General features: G+C 73.2%; 11 protein-coding genes. 5 read left to right on the forward strand and 6 right to left on the reverse strand.

Features of this window, described 5'->3' with window-relative positions; all coding sequences use genetic code 11:
- Window positions 1–265 precede the first annotated feature (265 nt).
- Window positions 266–1,057 carry a VOC family protein gene (locus BLW86_RS21610; RefSeq protein ID WP_093875559.1) on the forward strand — a complete coding sequence of 264 codons (792 nt, stop codon included), beginning with the start codon at window positions 266–268 and terminating at the stop codon, window positions 1,055–1,057.
- Between the two features lie 162 nt (window positions 1,058–1,219).
- Entirely contained in the window at window positions 1,220–3,634 is a 2,415-nt protein-coding gene (locus tag BLW86_RS21615; protein WP_093875560.1) for a protein serine/threonine kinase AfsK, read from the forward strand.
- A gap of 30 nt (window positions 3,635–3,664) precedes the next feature.
- Here the strand turns inward: BLW86_RS21615 and BLW86_RS21620 are convergent, their stop codons facing one another.
- Window positions 3,665–4,360, reverse strand: coding sequence for a hypothetical protein (locus tag BLW86_RS21620; protein ID WP_093875561.1), 696 nt, complete (start codon window positions 4,358–4,360; stop codon window positions 3,665–3,667).
- A 124-nt stretch (window positions 4,361–4,484) separates the two neighbouring features.
- Here BLW86_RS21620 and BLW86_RS21625 point away from each other — a divergent pair, with 124 nt between their 5' ends.
- Window positions 4,485–5,072 carry a hypothetical protein gene (locus BLW86_RS21625; protein ID WP_093875562.1) on the forward strand — a complete coding sequence of 196 codons (588 nt, stop codon included), beginning with the start codon at window positions 4,485–4,487 and terminating at the stop codon, window positions 5,070–5,072.
- Window positions 5,073–5,084: 12 nt separating this feature from the next.
- On the opposite strand, the gene BLW86_RS21630 is transcribed toward BLW86_RS21625, so the two are convergent.
- From BLW86_RS21630 to BLW86_RS21645, 4 genes are all read right to left on the reverse strand, one after another.
- A complete protein-coding gene (locus BLW86_RS21630; RefSeq protein ID WP_093875563.1) occupies window positions 5,085–6,236 on the reverse strand; it encodes a TolB-like translocation protein in 1,152 nt (383 codons plus the stop codon).
- A gap of 128 nt (window positions 6,237–6,364) precedes the next feature.
- Window positions 6,365–7,141 (reverse strand): enoyl-CoA hydratase/isomerase family protein, encoded by a 777-nt coding sequence (locus BLW86_RS21635; protein ID WP_093875564.1) that lies wholly within the window; start codon window positions 7,139–7,141, stop codon window positions 6,365–6,367.
- A complete protein-coding gene (locus BLW86_RS21640) occupies window positions 7,138–7,569 on the reverse strand; it encodes a Zn-ribbon domain-containing OB-fold protein (protein WP_093875565.1) in 432 nt (143 codons plus the stop codon). Before BLW86_RS21640 ends, BLW86_RS21635 begins: the two co-directional genes overlap by 4 nt.
- Before the next feature lie 6 nt (window positions 7,570–7,575).
- Window positions 7,576–8,718, reverse strand: coding sequence for a lipid-transfer protein (locus BLW86_RS21645; protein WP_093875566.1), 1,143 nt, complete (start codon window positions 8,716–8,718; stop codon window positions 7,576–7,578).
- A gap of 84 nt (window positions 8,719–8,802) precedes the next feature.
- Here BLW86_RS21645 and BLW86_RS21650 point away from each other — a divergent pair, with 84 nt between their 5' ends.
- Together BLW86_RS21650 and BLW86_RS21655 are read left to right on the forward strand one after the other, a co-directional pair.
- Window positions 8,803–10,389: a FadD3 family acyl-CoA ligase gene (locus BLW86_RS21650; RefSeq protein ID WP_093875567.1), complete on the forward strand. Its 1,587-nt coding sequence runs from the start codon at window positions 8,803–8,805 to the stop codon at window positions 10,387–10,389.
- An 80-nt stretch (window positions 10,390–10,469) separates the two neighbouring features.
- Window positions 10,470–11,105: an LppU/SCO3897 family protein gene (locus BLW86_RS21655; protein WP_093875568.1), complete on the forward strand. Its 636-nt coding sequence runs from the start codon at window positions 10,470–10,472 to the stop codon at window positions 11,103–11,105.
- Window positions 11,106–11,342: 237 nt separating this feature from the next.
- On the opposite strand, the gene BLW86_RS21660 is transcribed toward BLW86_RS21655, so the two are convergent.
- On the reverse strand, window positions 11,343–11,558 hold the full coding sequence (locus tag BLW86_RS21660) for a hypothetical protein (RefSeq protein ID WP_093875569.1): 216 nt from the start codon (window positions 11,556–11,558) through the stop codon (window positions 11,343–11,345).
- Between the last annotated feature and the right edge of the window lie 145 nt (window positions 11,559–11,703).

The raw sequence follows: 11,703 nt of genomic DNA on the forward strand, positions 1-11,703 counted from the left end.
ACAGGGGCGGTATCGAGCCAGTGCCGGACGCCGGGGTCGGACGCGGCTCCCGGCACGGTGCCGGACGCGGTGCCGGACGTGCCGGCGGCGCCCGGGGCCGATCGAGGCCGGCGCGGGGAGTCCCGTACCCGAATAGGCTTATGGACAGGCTGTGGACAAGGCCGGTGGACAACTCAAGCGCCACAAGGGCTCCGACCCGCCGAATCGCCCCTTTGTTCGCATCTCGGGGCGTGCGGGGCCGCCCCCGCAGCCCTAGCGTGGGGACATGGCCGTACGTACTGAGGGCACCCCCTGCTGGGTGGACGCACAGCTTCCCGACCTCGAGGCGGGCAAGCGTTTCTACGGCGAGCTCTTCGGCTGGACCTTCGACCCCGACCGCGACGAGGCCCTCCTCGACGGCCGCCGGGTCGCCGGACTCGTCCCCAAGCGGGACGGGCGCATGCCCACCACCTGGACCCTCTACCTCGCCACCGAGAACGCAGGCACCCTCGCCACCCGGATCAAGGCCGCCGGCGGACAGATGGTCATGGAGCCCTACCCCGTCGGCCCGTTCGGCGTCTACGCCCTCGCCGCCGACCCCGGCGGCGCGGTCTTCGGCCTCCGCCAGGAGGGCGACGACGACGGCTTCGAGGTCACGGACGAGCCGGGGACCTTCTGCTGGATGGAGGTCTACACCCGCCGTCCCGACGCCGTCGACACCTTCTACGCCACCGTCTTCGGCTACCTCGGCCGCCAGGCCGACGCCGCCGAGGAGGGCAGGGACGCCGACTTCGACTACCGCGTCTGGTCCCCGCCCGGCTCCCGGCCCGGCGGCGCCGACGCCTTCGGCGGGCGAGCCGTCATCACCGACGACTTCCCCGCCGAGATGCCCGGCCACGTCCTCGTGCACTTCGCCGTCGCCGACTGCGACGAGGCCTGCGAGACCACCGTCCGGCTCGGCGGCCGGATCGCCACCCCGGCCTTCGACTCCCCGCACGGCCGCGTCGCCGTCCTCCACGACAACCAGGGCGCCCGCTTCGCCGTCCGCGCGGAGCCGAAACCATCCGCTACGGACTGATCCGTCCCCGGCCGTACCGGCCGGTGCACCCCGTACCGCAGCACCCCGTTATGACGTGTGACACCCCGATCCGCCCCCGGGTTCGCAACCAGGCCCTCGGACAGGAAGAATCAGGGCCACGGGGCCGTACCCTCATGGCCCGTACGGGGAGGTGGCAGGCAAGTGGAACAGCTGACGCAGCACGACCCGAGACGCATCGGGCCCTTCGAGGTGCTGGGCCGGCTCGGCGCGGGCGGAATGGGCCTGGTCTATCTCGCGCGCTCGGCCTCGGGCCGGCGCGTGGCGATCAAGACCGTGCGCACGGAGCTCGCGGAGGACCAGCTGTTCCGGGTCCGCTTCACCCGGGAGGTGGAGGCCGCCCGGGCGGTCTCCGGCTTCTACACGGCCGCCGTCGTCGACGCCGACCCGCGCGCCGCCGTGCCCTGGCTGGCCACCGCCTATGTGCCGGCGCCCTCCCTCGAAGAGATAGTGAACGAGTGCGGGCCGCTCCCGGCCCAGGCCGTCCGCTGGCTCGCCGCGGGCGTCGCCGAGGCCCTGCAGTCCATCCACGGCGCGGGCCTGGTCCACCGCGACCTCAAGCCGTCCAACGTCCTCGTCGTCGAGGACGGCCCCCGGGTGATCGACTTCGGCATCGCGTCCGGCGTCTCCAACACACGGCTGACGATGACCAACGTCGCCGTGGGCACGCCCGCCTACATGTCGCCCGAGCAGGCCCGCGACTCGCGCAGCGTCACCGGTGCCAGCGACGTCTTCTCGCTGGGCTCGATGCTGGTCTTCGCCGCCACCGGCCACGCGCCCTTCCACGGCGCCAACCCGGTCGAGACCGTCTTCATGCTGCTCCGCGAGGGCCCCGACCTGGAGGGCCTGCCCGAGGAGCTGCGGCCCCTCATCGAGTCCTGCATGCAGATGGACGTCACCCGCCGGCCCACCCCGGCCGACCTCCAGGCGCAGCTCGCCCCGCACCTCTTCGGCCCCGGCAGCGACGACAGCGGCACGGCCTCCGCCTGGCTGCCGCAGAGCGCCACCGCCATGATCGAGCACCGCCGCGGCGGTGGCCGCCAGCTGCCCGCCCCGGTGGCGCCGCCGCGGCCCCCGGCGGACCCGCCGGGCCCCCGCCCCGACCCCCGCTTCCCGGAGCGGGCGCCGGAGCACGCGCCCGTCGGCGGCCGGCACGCCGGTCCCGCCGAGAGCGCGGGCGGCCCCGTGCGCCTCGGCGGTGCGACCGTGCCGATCGGCCCCGGCCCCCGGGTCGCCGACACCCGGGCGGCGCTCGCCGTCGGCCGGGGCACCGACGCGGGCCCCGCGACCGGCTGGATCCGCCCGCCCGGCGGCGGCCCGCACGGAGCCGAGCAGGCTCCGCAGCAGGGCTCCCGTCCCGCGTCGGTGCCCTCGCAGGGCACCGACCAGACGGCGGCCCCGCAGCCCCCGCCGGAGCCCGGCCACTGGCGGCCCTGGCGCTTCCGGATGTCGAACGACGTGTGGGGCACCCCGGTCGTCGACGGCGACCTGCTGTACGTGACCTCCTTCGAGGTGCACGCCCTGGACACGGGGAGCGGCCGGCGCCAGTTCAAGACCCGGGACGTGGCCTGGTCGATGGCCGTCGCCTCGGGCCGCATCCACGCCTCCGACGGCCCGACCCTGTACGCCCTCGACGCCACCGACGGCGGCGAGCGCTGGCGGCTGCACACGGACGCCTGGGTGTACTCGCTGAAGGTCGACCGGGGCACGGTCGTCACCGGCACGCGCGGCGGCGGGGTGCAGGGCTGGGAGGCCTCCAACGGCGCCAAGCTGTGGGAGCTCACCGGCGCGCAGACCGACTTCGAGACCCCGGAGGCGGGGCCCGCCGTGCACGGCGACACCGTGTACGTGTGGCGGGACGCCCGGCTCCAGGCCCTCGACGCCCGCACGGGCGTGGAGCGCTGGTCGTACCCGATCGGCGACGCGGCCTCCTGTGCCAACGTGCCGGTGCGGGTGGCCCCGGCCGAGGACGGCTGCGTGTACGTCTCCGCCGGGACCCGGGTCCTGTCGATCGACATCGCCGGCGGGCACGTCCGCTGGCACTTCGAGGCGCCGGCGGTCTTCCTCTCCCCGCCCGCCTTCGCGCCGGGACCGGCCGTCACGGGCGGCGGGGTGTACCTCTCGGACCACCTCGGCACCGTGTACGCCCTCGACGCCACCACCGGCCAGGACCGCTGGCGGATCGCGACCGAGCCGCGCCAGTCCGCCGAGCCGGTGCTCGTCGCCGACGGCAACGTCCACGTCGGCAGCGGCAGCGCGCTCTACACGCTCGACGCGGTCACCGGCACGCCCCGGTGGCGGTTCGCGGCGGGCGGCGAGCTGGTCGGCTCCCCGGTCGTCGCCGACGGCCGGGTGCACTTCGGTTCCGCCGACCACGTCCTGTACACCCTGGACGCGACCGGCGGGCAGCTCCGCTGGAAGCTCGCCACGGGCGGCGAGATCACCGGCTCGCCGGTGGCCAAGGGCGGGGTCGTGTACGCGTGCAGCAAGGACCGCTGCGTGTACGCGCTCGACGCGGCCAAGGGCACGGCGACGGGCAGGGGCGCCGCGGCGCGCTGAACACCGGGGGCGCGCTGACGCCGCGGGGCGCTAACGCCGCGGGGGCGGCGGGGGCGGGGCCGCCGGGCCGCCGTCGTCGCTCTCCCGGTCCCGGGCGGGTACGTCGTACGTCTGGGTCGGGGCCGCGGAGGGCGGCTCCGCCCGGGGCCCGTCCGTGGGGGTCCGGTCCGATGGGGGCCGGTTCGGCGGGGGCTGGTCCGCAGGGGGTCGGTCCCCCGGGCTCTGGTCCGTCGGCGTCCGGTCCCTCGGCGGGCCTTCCAGGGGTGGGTGTTTGTCCCGGGGCGCCCGGTCCACCCGGCTCGGCCGGGGGGCGTGGTGTCGGCCCGGCATGACGAGCGCGCCGAGCAGCAGCAGGATCCCGCCGCCGACGGCGTACCCGACCCCCTCGCCGACTCCCTTGCCGTCGGTGCCGACCGTGAGGCTCCCCTCCACCTGGCCGAGCCGCACCATCCACAGGACGGTGAAGCCGAGGACGACGAGCCCTGCGACGGAGACGAGCAGGCGGGAGCGGAGCAGTACGCCGACGAGGGTGACGAGGGCGGCGAAGGCGAAGGGCAGCAGGATCGAGCCCAGGACGTCGGCCTTCGCGTCGGTGATGCCGGTGAACAGCTCGTCGATGGCGTAGTCACGCCCGGGACGGCCGTCGTACCAGGCACGGAAGGGGCTCCAGACGGCGGCCGTCGCTCCGGCGAGAGCCAGGACGGAGCCGGCTGTGTCGCGGATCATGGGTGCGGCCTCCTCGGCGGTCCGGCCCTCTTTCCCGACGCTACGCCGGGTGAGGGGGCCCCGCCACGCGGCACGGGGGCGGCGCTAGGGTGGCGCGGACACGACAGACAGGACGGAGCCGGCGATGGTACGGACGCGCTTGAAGCTCGCGGCGACGCTCACGGTGGTGGTCCTCGCGCTGACCGGTTTCCACACCGGCAAGGGCGGCCACGGGAGCAGTGGCGGCGGCAGCGGGAAGAGCAAGAGCGGCAAGAGCAAGAGCCGGAGCCACTCGGACTCCGACGACGACGATTCGGGCGGCGGCTGCTCCAGCGACGAGCAGGGCAACGACGACTACAGCGGCTCGGGCGGCTCCACGGCCACCGCCTCGCCGGCCCCGACCGCGACGGACGCCGAGGTCGTCGTCGACGTGATCGACTGCGTGGAGCCCGCCGAGAAGAAGCGCAAGGGCAAGCGGGCCGGCAAGGCGGACACCACCGCGACGGTCCGGGTCATGCCGCAGACCGGGGTCACGGGCACGTTCCGCATCGTCCTGGAGTTCGAGCGGGCCGACGGCTCGCGGGCCGACAGCGGCGAGATCGTGGTCGGGATCGAGAGCGGGGCGGGCAAGATCTACGACGTCCCGATGAAGAAACCCGGGAACGTCGGCCAGGTGAAGAGCTGCCGCGTGTACGACGTGCGCAGGGAGGCGAGTGCCTCCCCGAGCAGCTGATCGTCCGGTCCGTCAGTTCCAGCGGATCAGCGTCGTGCGGAGGTTGTCCTCGTCGGCGACCGGGGCGTCCACGGTGGTGATCTTCACCGGTGCGCCGCCGGAGAAGTCCCCGCGGAAGAGGCTCCGCCGGCCGTCCTCGCCCTTGGAGAGGAACGCGAAACTCTTGCCGTCCGGGGAGAGCACCGGCTGGCTGTTGATCCGGTCGTTCTCGGGGATGAGGTCCTCCGTCTTCAGGAGCTTCTTGTAGTCGGCGGAGAACGTCAGCTGCTTGAACTCGCAGACCAGGGTGGTGGCGTTCCGCCAGAAGGACGGAACGCACATCTCCCTGTTGTCCTCGTCGAGGCCCGTGGGGGCGATCTCGGTCAGGTAGACCCCGGCGCCGATGCCCCCGCTGCCGGGGCCGACCTTGTTCAGGCGGACGCCGTTGTCCGTGCTGTACGTCGCCACGATGCCGCCGGCGGGGACCGCCACCGCGTGGATGTCGTCCGTGGCGAGCACCGTCTCCGCCGTGGGGCCGTCCTTCTTCAGGAGATCGGGGACCTTCTCGAAGGGGGTGTTCTCCTCGGTCTTCAGCCCGCCCTTGGGGTCCCGCGAGGCGACGGCGCCGGTGGCGTCGGAGTCGACGCGCCCCATGTCGTACCAGAGGCGGCCGGTCACCGGGTGGAAGGCGACTCCGCCGTTGTCCGGGCGCTTCGTGAAGGCGTCCGGGTCGGGCGCGCCGACCTCCTGGCCGGTGGTGAGGTCGAAGGCGGCGGCGCGGTCGCCGTTGACCAGGGCGGCGACCAGCGTGAGGTCCTTGTTGAAGGCCGTGTTGGTGCTGGGCCCGTCGCCCTCGCAGACGGCGGCCGGCTCGGCGTCGTGCCGCATGGCGATGGCATGCTCGCCGACGAAGGCGCCGTCCTTCGCGGCGTAGGAGCGCAGGATGACCTGGTACGACTGGCCTCCGCCGTCGCTCTCCAGGGTCTGGCAGAAGGCCACCGTGAGGCTGCCCGGCTGCGCGAGCGACGCGGTCCTGGAGGCGCCGCCGTCGCCGTCGCCCTGCCCGGCCTCCCCACCGGCGCCGCCGGTGCCCGCGACCGCCGCCGGGTCGCTCCCGCCGCCGCAGCCGGCCAGCATGAGCGCGGCTCCGGCCGCGAGTCCCGCCTTGACGATGCGTCGTCCCATCACAGCTCCCCGTTGCAGGTCACAGCGGACGGGCGATGCCCGTTCGTGCTGTGAACGCGGGGCTGTCCCACCGCTGTTGACGGTGTCTCACTGAAAGAATGATTCATTAAAACAGATCTTCGCACCTGCTATCGGAGCCGGTGGCCGCCATTCCTTCGGGTGAACAGCTCCGCCTGCCGTTCCGGCGGCAGGTTCCCGAGCGTCACCAGGTGCGAGGCGTGGGCGAGGGCCTGGGCGCGGGCGGCCTCGTCGACCGACCACAGCGCCCGTACGGTCCCCTGGACGGCCTCGGTCGGGTGGGAGGCGACGACGGCGGCGGCCGCCCGCGCGGCGTCGAGCGCGCCGCCCGGTCCGGTCAGCTCGGAGACGAGGCCCGTCTCGTACGCGCGCCGGGCGGAGACCCGTTCGGCGGTGCCCATGAGGGCCATCCGGGCGACTTCTCCGTACGGCATCTTCCGTGTCATGTGGATGGTCTCGAAGGCGCTGACCATGCCGTAGGTGGTGTGCGGGTCGAAGAAGGTGGCGTTCTCGCCCGCGATGACGAACTCCGCCTCGCCGAGCAGGTAGAAGGCCCCGCCGCAGGCCATGCCCTCGACGGCGGCGATCACCGGTTTCCACAGGTCGTTGGCCTTGGGGCCGAGGGTGAGGAGGGGGTCGTCGATCGTGTACGGGGAGGAGGGCTGCGGGATCCTTCCGGCGTCCTCCCGGTCGATCCCGGTGCAGAAGGCCCGGTCGCCGGCGCCGGTGACGACGATCGCCCGGACCTCGTCCTCGTACCGGAACCCCCGCCAGACGGCGCCCAGTTCGCGGGCCATGGCGAGGGTGACGGCGTTGTGCTTCTCCGGCCGGTCGAGGGTGACGACCGCGACCCCGGTCTCCTTGTCGCGCTCGACCCGGATGCTCATGCCCGCTCCAGGAGCCAGCGGGGGACGGTGACGCCGTCGACCTCGGTGAAGGCGACCCGCACGGGGGCGCCGATGCGCAGCCGGGCCGGGTCGACCGAGTTCAGGGGGGCGTCGGGGGCGGCGACGACGTTGCCGACGAGACGGATGCGGGGGGCGTCGGCGAGTTCGACGAGCACCGCGTTGTACGGGGCCTGGGCGGCGTACTCGGGCAGGAGCGGCGGGTGGGGGAGGACGTACGACCAGATCCGGCCGCGTCCGGACATGAGCCGCCACTCGCTGTCGAAGGACCGGCAGTGCGGGCAGCAGGGGCGGGGCGGGAAGCGGAGCTCGCCGCAGTCGGGCGCGGCGCAGGCCTGGATCCGCAGTTCGCCCCGGGCGGCGTACTCCCAGAAGGGAGCGCCGTCCTCGTCGATGACCGGTGTCAGCATCCGGGTTCAGCTCCTCAGCAGGATGGCGGATGTGGGGACGCCCTCGCCCGCCGTGACCAGGCAGGTGGCCGCCTCGGGGACCTGGGCGGTGGAGGTGCCGCGGAGTTGCTTCACGCCTTCGTTGATGAGGTTGAAGCCGTGGACGTACGCCTCGGAGAGGCCGCCGCCGCCGGTGTTGAGCGGCAGTCGGCCGCCGATCTCCAGGGCGCCGCCCTCGGTGAAGGCGCCGCCCTCGCCGCGTCCGCAGAAGCCGTAGCCCTCCAGGGAGAGCGGGACGAGGGGGGTGAAGGCGTCGTAGATCTGGGCGACGTCCACGTCGGCGGGGCCGAAGTCGGCCTGCTTCCACAGGTGGCGGGCGGCGGTCCAGGCGGGGCCGGAGAGCGGGTCGTCGTTCCAGTAGTTGACCATGCCGTGGTGCTGGGCGGGCAGGCCCTGGGCGGCGGCGTGCACGTAGACGGGCTTCTGGCGGCAGTCGCGGGCGCGTTCGGCGGAGACGATCACGCAGGCGAGGGCGCCGTCGGTCTCCAGGCAGTTGTCGAAGAGGCAGAGGGGTTCGCTGATCCAGCGGGCGGTCATGTACATCTCGCGGGTCAGCGGTCGCTCGTACATGATCGCGGCGGGGTTCTGGTTGGCGCGGTTGCGGCAGGCCAGGGCGACGTTGAAGAGGTGGTCGCGGGTGGCGCCGTACTCGTGCATGTAGCGGCGGGCGAGCATGCCGATCTCGTCGGCGGGGCGGAGCAGCCCGAAGGGGCGGGTCCACTGGCCGGGGGTGGGCAGCTGGACGGCGGTGTTCTTCCAGGGGCGGGGGCCCGAGCCCCGTTTCCTGGACCGCCAGGCGACGCCGACGTTCGCCTGTCCGGTGGCGACGGCGGCGGCGAGGTGGCCGACGGTGGCGCAGGAGCCGCCGCCGCCGTACCCCACCTTGCTGAAGAAGGTGACGTCACCGGCCCCGACGGCCTTCGCCACCTCGACCTCGTCGGTCTCCTCCATCGTGTACGAGGCGAAGGCGTCGACCTCGCCGGGGTCGATCCCGGCGTCGTCGAGGGCGGCGAGGATCGCCCGGCAGGCGAGGGTCTTCTCGGTCTCGTGGAGCTGTTTCGCGAAGGCGGTCTGTCCTATCCCGACGATGGCCGTGGCGTCCTTGAGCACCGAACCTCCTCATGGGGCAGCACTGCTGACAGCGCGTCAGGCTACAACTAATCTGACGGATAGTCAGCTACAGGGAGGTTGGGCATGGACGTGGACACGGACCCGGGCAGGGACCCGCGCGGCGACCTGGAGTGGGGCACGATCCCCGGCCTCGTACGGGCGGCGGCCGAGCGCCACGGGCAGCGCGAGGCCGTCGTCGACGGCCGAGTCCGCGTCACGTACGCAGAACTCGGCGAGCGCGTCGAACGGGCCGCCGCCGCCTGCCTCGCCACCGGGATACGCGGCGGGGACCGGGTCGCGATCTGGGCCCCCAACACCCTCGACTGGATCGTCTCCGCCCTCGGCGCCGTCACCGCCGGCGCCGTCCTCGTCCCCCTGAACACCCGCTTCAAGGGCACCGAGGCCGCCTACGTCCTCCAGCGCTCCCGCGCCCGGCTGCTCTTCGTCACCGGCACCTTCCTCGGCACCTCGTACGTGGCCTCCCTGCGCCGCTCCGGCGTCGAACTCCCCGACCTCGAAAGGGTGGTGGTCCTCGGCGACACCGCCCCCGACGACGAGGGCTGGACGACCCTGAAGGCCTTCCTCGCGGAGGGCGACACCGTCCCGGCCGCCCGCGTCCGCGCCCGCGCCGACGGCATCGACCCCGCGTCCCCCTCCGACATCATCTACACCTCCGGCACCACCGGCCGCCCCAAGGGCGCCGTCATCAGCCACGCCCAGACCCTGCGCTGCTACGCGATCTGGTCCGAGCTCGCCGGCCTCCGGGAGGGCGACCGCTACCTCGTGGTCAACCCCTTCTTCCACACCTTCGGCTACAAGGCCGGCATCCTCGCCTGCCTCATGCGGGGCGCGGTGATCGTCCCGCAGTCCGTCTTCACCGTGGACACCGTCCTCGCCAACATCGCCGCCGAGCGCGTCACCGTCCTCCCCGGCCCGCCCACCCTCCACCAGTCCCTCCTGGACCACCCGGCCCGCCCCGCGCACGACCTCTCCACCCTCCGCCTCGTCGTGACGGGCGCGGCCGTGGTCCCGCTGCGGCTCGTCGAGCGCCTCCGCGCCGAGCTGGGCGTGGGCACGGTCCTCACCGCGTACGGCCTCTCCGAGGCGAGCGGCGTCGTCACCATGTGCCGGCGCGACGACCCGGACGAGACGATCGCCACCACGTCGGGCCGCCCCCTCCCCGGCACCGAACTCCGCCTCTCCGGCGACGGCGAGGTCCTGGTCCGCGGCCACCACGTGATGAGCGGCTACTTCGAGGACGAGGAGGCGACGGCGGCGGCGATCGACACGGACGGCTGGCTGCGCACCGGCGACATCGGGGTCCTGGACGAGGCCGGCAACCTCCGCATCACCGACCGCCTGAAGGACATGTTCATCGTCGGCGGCTTCAACGCCTACCCGGCCGAGATCGAGCAGCTCCTCGGCCTCCACCCCGACATCGCGGACGTCGCCGTCATCGGCATCCCGGACCCCCGCCTCGGCGAGGTCGGCAAGGCCTTCGCGGTCCGGCGACCGGGTTCGACCCTGACGGCCGACGACGTCATCGCCTGGTCGCGCCGGGAGATGGCGAACTACAAGGTCCCGAGGGAGGTCGAGTTCGTGCCGGAACTGCCGCGGAACGCGAGCGGGAAGGTGGTGAAGGGGGAGCTGAGGGCACGGGCGGGGAACTGACGGCGAGGAGCGCAACCAACTCCCTTCGCGTACACGTCATATGAGCAGCCCTTCGCCTCTCCCCACCTCAGGAGCAGCCGGTGCCGACGCAAGAGATCCCCCTCACGCTCACCCCGCAACAGGCCGCCCAGGGCGTGATCCTCACCGTCCAGCTGCCGTCCGGACCCGTCCACATCACCGTCCGCCCCTGCCGCCACGGCGAACTCGTCGCGGCGAGGCTCGGCGACGGCACGGTGCACCTGCGCATCACGGTCGCCGGGGCCCCGGCGGCCCCCAAGAAGTCCGGCGGTCTCGGCTGCCTGGTCACGCTCGCCGTCATCGGCGGCTCGTACCTCCTGAACCACGACGAGGACGAGGGCCCCGGCAGCGCGGGCCCCACGGCGGCGCCGACCTTCTCGTACGAGCCCTTCCCCACCGACCTCGCCCCCACCCCCACCGAGGAGGAGCCCGACCCGTACGAGAAGGGCACCTGCCTCAACGGCACCCTTCCGAACTCGGAGACGGCGCAGAGCGTCAGCGGCGTCGAGGAGGTGTCGTGCGCGGCATCCGACGCCCACTACAAGGTCATCCAGACCTTCCCGTTCACCTCGGACATGAACAACTGCAACTCCAACCCCAAGACGGAGTACGCCTTCTCCCACCGCTACACGATGAACGGCGCCACCATCAGCGAGTACGTCTACTGCCTCGTCGGCCTCGGCTCCTACGCCCGCTGACGCACGAGCAGGACGATCCCGTCGCACAGGAAAGAGCGGAGGGGCCGGGCAGCTGCCCGGCCCCTCCGTGGTGCGGTGGTCCGATCGCGTTGCGCACGGGCCCTGCCCGGACGGATCCCCCCTGGTTCCGTCGGGCGTCCCCCGAGCCCGTGTGCTCCCCCGTCGACCGGACCTCCCTGGTCGGCCCCGGCAGCTCCCCCGAAGTCGCCGCCGCGGCCGTTCCCCGTCGGGAGTGGCTTAGTTGGCCGGCTCGGACGTGATGTGGATGTTGTCGGTCGAGGCGGTGCCCGTGTCGGCGGCCGGTGCCTCGGCGCCGCTCGCGACGTGGATGCCGATCTTCTCGGCTATCGCGGCGCCGTCCTCACCGTCGGTGATGTGGATGTTCTTGGTGGTCACATCAGTGGTCTCGCCACCGGTGATGTGGATGTTGGTGGGGTTGACGGTGTCGCTCACGGTGTGCAACCTCTCGCAGAATCGGGTGAGTCGGTGCTGAGGGGCCCGTCCGGCTGCTCCCCCGTGGGCTGCCGGACGGGACCCTTCTGCAGGGGCCGCTCACCCTAGTGCGTCCGAGTGAGGGCCTTCTGTGCGACCCGTCTGC

This window comes from Streptomyces sp. TLI_105, assembly GCF_900105415.1.
Lineage (GTDB): Bacteria > Actinomycetota > Actinomycetes > Streptomycetales > Streptomycetaceae > Streptomyces.

Excerpts from the sequence above, each read along its gene's own strand:
- BLW86_RS21630 (WP_093875563.1), bottom strand. The coding sequence starts at position 6,236 with ATGGGACGACGCATCGTCAAGGCGGGACTCGCGGCCGGAGCCGCGCTC.
- BLW86_RS21610 (WP_093875559.1), top strand. The coding sequence starts at position 266 with ATGGCCGTACGTACTGAGGGCACCCCCTGCTGGGTGGACGCACAGCTT.
- BLW86_RS21625 (WP_093875562.1), top strand. The coding sequence starts at position 4,485 with ATGGTACGGACGCGCTTGAAGCTCGCGGCGACGCTCACGGTGGTGGTC.
- BLW86_RS21635 (WP_093875564.1), bottom strand. The coding sequence starts at position 7,141 with ATGAGCATCCGGGTCGAGCGCGACAAGGAGACCGGGGTCGCGGTCGTC.
- BLW86_RS21620 (WP_093875561.1), bottom strand. The coding sequence starts at position 4,360 with ATGATCCGCGACACAGCCGGCTCCGTCCTGGCTCTCGCCGGAGCGACG.
- BLW86_RS21650 (WP_093875567.1), top strand. The coding sequence starts at position 8,803 with ATGGACGTGGACACGGACCCGGGCAGGGACCCGCGCGGCGACCTGGAG.
- BLW86_RS21640 (WP_093875565.1), bottom strand. The coding sequence starts at position 7,569 with ATGCTGACACCGGTCATCGACGAGGACGGCGCTCCCTTCTGGGAGTAC.